Source organism: Micromonospora sp. M51, from assembly GCF_018070305.1.
Classification (GTDB): Bacteria; Actinomycetota; Actinomycetes; order Mycobacteriales; family Micromonosporaceae; genus Micromonospora; species Micromonospora parva.
The window spans coordinates 1-4431 of sequence record NZ_JAGPXZ010000527.1 but is presented as its reverse complement, the minus strand read 5'-3'; the positions used below and the strand labels follow the sequence as shown (position 1 = coordinate 4431).

Below are 4431 nucleotides of genomic sequence, written 5' to 3'. Positions count from 1 at the left end.
CGGATCGACAGTGCTGACCACGTTCACAGCAGTCCTCTCCTCACCAGATTGCCCATCAGATCGCGGACTCCGAAGTGCCAGGGCTCGCACTCCTCCGCGTGCCGCACCCGGTTGACCAGGGTGCCGAGCGCCGGGCAGCTGATCCGTACCACGTCGTCGACCTTGTGGGTGAAGCCCTCGCCGGGGCGGTCCCGGTCCTGGATGGGCGCGAACATGGTGCCGAGCATCAGGGCGGCGCCGTCGGGATAGTGGTGGTGCGGCCCGATCAGCTGCCGGACCAGCTCCTGCGGATCACGCGACATCCGGGTCATCTCCGAGACCGCCTCCAGGTGGAAGCCGTCCACACCGCGAACCTCCAGACGCACTTCGAGTTCGCGGACCCGATCCATACCGAATCGGTCGTCGAAGAGCCGGATCAGCGGCCCGAGGGCGCAGGAGGCGTTGTTGTCCTTCGCCAGCGGGAGCAGGAGCGCCGAGCGGCCCTCGATGTCGCGCAGGTTCACGTCGTTGCCGAGGGTGGCGCCGACGACCCGGCCGCTGGACGCGACGATGAGCGTGACCTCGGGCTCCGGGTTGTTCCAGGTCGACGCGGCGAGCACGCCGACCGGGACGGCGGTGCCGACGGCGGAGAGGATCTGTCCCTTGGTGAAGATCTCGGCGTCCGGGCCGATCCCCACCTCCAGATACTGGCTCCACATGCCCTCGGCCACCAGCAGGCTCTTGAGCCGGTCCGCCTCCGGTGAGCCGGCCGCCAGGTTGTGCAGGTCGACGCCGACATCGTCGAGCATGCGCTGACGGATGTCCGCCGCCAGCGCGAGGTCTCCCCGCGCCCGTTCCTCGATCACCCGTTCGATCATGGAGATGGGGAAGGTCACGCCGGCGGCCTTGAGCGCCTGGAGGTCGACCGGGGCGAGCAGCCAGGGGTGGTCGCGGTCCCGGGTCGCGGCCGCCGTGTTGGCCAGGATCTCCCCGAAGTCACCCACCCTCGGCCCGTCGATCCCGGCGACCGTCGCGGCCGGGTCGGGCAGCTCGCAGATGTCGCGGACGGTCGGGAACCGGTGGCTGAGGTCGATGACCTCGCCGTCGCGGACGGTCACCGGTGAGGGGCCGTCGCCGGTCGGATCCCAGATCCGGCCGATGAGGACGCTGTCGGGGTCGTCCGGCAACGCCTCGGCGGCGGTGCCCACCCAGTCCGCACCCGCGGCCTGCCCTCGCGGCCGTGGCACCGTCATGAGTCGCTCTCCAGGTTGAAGAAGGACCGCTCGTCGCGGGGACGGATGTCGTAGACGGCGTCCTGGAACATCCGCAGCGGATGGGGTGTGAACGGGTGCTGCTCGATCGCGGCGAGATCCACCTCGATGCCCAGGCCGACCCCGTTCGGGATGAGGATGTCGCCGTCCTCGGTCAGCACCAGCCGCTCGTTGGTGATCTCCGGACGCCACGGCACGTCGGTCGCCATGATCTCCAGGTACCGGAAGTTGGGCAGCGTCGCCCCGAGTTGCAGCGTCGCGGCGGTGCTGAGGGGGCCGCTCGGGTTGTGCGGCGCGAACCCCACGTAGCTGGTCGCGGCGAGCGTGGAGATGAAGGCCAGCTCGGCGATCCCACCGGCGTGCGTCACGTCGGGCTGGACGAAGTCGACGGCCTGGCGGGCCAGCGCCGGGGCGAAACCCTGCCGGCCGTACCACCGCTCCCCCGCCGCGATCGGCACCGGCGACGCGCGACGGATGTCGACGAGCGCGTCAAGATTGTCCGGTGGGCACGGCTCCTCGAACCACACCGGGTCGAACTGGGCGATCTCGTTGGCGACCTTGATGGCGTGGCGGACGTCGAAGCGGCCGTGCCCCTCGACGAACAGTTCGACATCGCGGCCCACCGCCTGACGGACGGCGTCGATCTGGGCCAGCACCCGGTCCAACTGTGCGGTGGTGATGGTGAGGTCGTAGTTTTCGAACGGGTCCCACTTGAGGCCCCGGAAGCCGGACTCCACCGTGCGGCGCGCGGCGGCCGCGTAGTCCTCCGGTGTGACGGCGCCGGAGAACCAACCGTTCGCGTACGCGCGGACCCGGTCCCGGGTCGCGCCGCCGAGCAGCCGGGAGACCGGGACGCCCAGCTCACGCGCCGAGATGTCCCACAGGGCCATCTCCAGCGAGCTCAACGCGGTCATGATGACCGGGCCGCCGCGCCAGTACCAGTCCCGCGCGGTCTCGTAGAGGATCTTCGAGATGCTGGTGGGATCCAGGCCCACCACCGCCTCGGCCAGCTCGGCGATCGCACCCTGGACGGCGCGTTCCTTGCCCTCCAGGGTGGCCTCACCGAGCCCGGTGATCCCCTCGTCGGTGTGCACGCGCACGATGACGAGGTTCGTGCGGTAGAAGTCGACGACCAGCGTGTCGACAGAGATGATCTTCATCTTTCGGCTCAACCCTTCACCGCACCGGCGGTCATGCCGGACACCACGTACTTCTGGACCAACAGGTAGAAGGCGACGGCGGGCAGTGTGAACAGGAAGGCGACAGCCATCACCGTCTGGATCGGTGTTCCCAGCTCGCCGATGAAGTTCGCGATGCCGACGGAGGCGGGTTGCAGGTCGGGGTTGAAGATGAAGGTCACCGCGAACACGTACTCGTTCCAGGCGTGGAAGAAGGCGATGACCGCGGTGGCCGCGATCGACGGGGCGATGAGCGGCACGTTGATGCGGGTGAGGGTGGTGAACGGCCGGGCGCCGTCGGCGCGGGCGGCTTCCTCCAACTCCTTCGGGATGCCGTCGATGGCGCCCTTGAGGATCAAGGCGACGATCGGCAGCACGAAAGCGGAGTTGACGAGGACGAGGCCGGCCAGCGAGTCGAGCAGTTCGAAGCGGCGGAACAGCGCGAACAGCGGGACGACCATGAGCGCCTCGGGAAGCATCTGCGTGAACAGCAGCACGACGGTCAGCACGGCCTTGCCCCAGAACGAGAACCGGGACAGCGCGTAGCCGAGCGGGATGCCCAGACCGACGGAGACGACCATGGTGCCGACGGCGATGATCAGGCTGTTGAGCAGCCAACCCGCGGCCTTGCCCTCGGCCAGCGCGTCCACGAAGACCCCGAACTGGCCGAGGTCCGGCGTGAGCCGGGGCTGGTCGGCGAAGAGGTCGCTGTTGCTGGACAGCGCCGTGACGAACATCCAGTACAGCGGGAACACCGCGACACCCAGCACGACGAGCACGGCGACGATCCGTGCGGTGACACCGAAACGGAAGCGCCTCATCGGACGTCCCCCTTCTCCACGGCACGGGCGACCAGGCGGCTGCCGATGATGACGATGAGCGAGATGACGACGCCGACCATGCCGATGGCCGCCGCCGATCCGAGTTCCTTGGAGTCGAACGCCTGCGAGTAGAGGTCGATGACGAGCGTCTCGGTGGCCCCGACCGGCCCGCCCTTGGTCATCAGCCAGATCAGCTCGAACCGCCGCAGCGACCAGATCGTCATCAGCAGGGCCAGCAGACCGACTGTCGGCTTGATGACCTGCCAGGTGACGGCGCGGAAGGTGGCCCACCGTCCCGCGCCGTCGACGGTCGCGGCCTCGTTGAGGTCCTGCGGAACGGACTGCAGCGCGGAGAGCAGCACCACGGAGGTGAACGGGAACAGCTGCCAGATGGTCGTGGCGAGCACCGCCGGGAGCGCGTAGCGCGGGCTGTCCAGGATGGCGCCGCCGGGCACCCCGAGCCCCACGGCGTCGAGGAAGCGGTTCACGATGCCGTACTGCGCGTTGAGCATCCAGGTGGCGATGAGCGCGACCGCGATACCGGGGGCGGCCCACGGCACCGTCACCAGCGCCCGCGCCACGCCACGACCCCGGAACTTCTTGTTGAGCAGCAGCGCGACGACCAGCCCGGCGCCGATCGCGACGACGACGCAGGTGATCACGTAGACGATGGTGATCAGCAGGGTGCGGTGGAACTCGGGGTCGCCGAAGATCCGGTTGTAGTTGTCGAGCCCGACCCACTCGCTGCGGGTGGGGTTGAGCAGCCTCGTCCTGGTGAAGCTGAGGTACACCTCCTGGAGCAGGGGTACCGCCTGGAAGACGAGGATGAACAGCGCGGCGGGGGCCAGGAAGAGGTACGGCGTCCACTTGCTACCCAGGGGGCTGGGCCGACGCCGGGCCCGGCCTGGGGATGTTGTCTTCGGTGCTCCGGTCTGCTCGACCACAGTCATCGGGTTCGATCCTTCTGGGGAAGGACGCTGCCGGCGCACGGATCGTCGCGCCGGCAGCGTCGCCGTGTCGAGCGGTCAGCGGACCAGTTCGGTCGCCTGCTGCTGGGCGCGGTCCAGTGCCGACTTCAGGTCGGTCTTGCCCTGCAGGGCAGCGACGACGTTCTGCACGACCACCTTGCGGATGTCCGGCGTCTTGGCCTCGAACCCCAACACGATCTGCGGCAGGCTGGTC

General features: G+C 69.0%; 4 protein-coding genes. All 4 read right to left on the bottom strand.

Going from position 1 to position 4431, the window contains the following annotated elements:
* Nucleotides 1-23 precede the first annotated feature (23 nt).
* From KBX53_RS23705 to KBX53_RS23690, 4 genes are read right to left on the bottom strand one after another with little or no spacing between them, the layout of a single operon-like run.
* Entirely contained in the window at nt 24-1232 is a 1209-nt protein-coding gene (locus KBX53_RS23705) for a fumarylacetoacetate hydrolase family protein (RefSeq protein WP_210861721.1), read from the bottom strand.
* Nucleotides 1229-2410 (bottom strand): mandelate racemase/muconate lactonizing enzyme family protein, encoded by a 1182-nt coding sequence (locus tag KBX53_RS23700; RefSeq protein WP_210861719.1) that lies wholly within the window; start codon nt 2408-2410, stop codon nt 1229-1231. The genes KBX53_RS23705 and KBX53_RS23700 overlap by 4 nt, the downstream gene beginning before the upstream one ends.
* Before the next feature lie 8 nt (nt 2411-2418).
* Nucleotides 2419-3249 carry a carbohydrate ABC transporter permease gene (locus tag KBX53_RS23695; protein ID WP_210861717.1) on the bottom strand — a complete coding sequence of 277 codons (831 nt, stop codon included), beginning with the start codon at nt 3247-3249 and terminating at the stop codon, nt 2419-2421.
* The gene (locus KBX53_RS23690) at nt 3246-4199 is read right to left on the bottom strand and encodes a carbohydrate ABC transporter permease (protein WP_030330611.1); all 954 of its coding nucleotides are present in this window, start codon (nt 4197-4199) and stop codon (nt 3246-3248) included. Before KBX53_RS23690 ends, KBX53_RS23695 begins: the two co-directional genes overlap by 4 nt.
* Nucleotides 4200-4431: the final 232 nt, after the last annotated feature.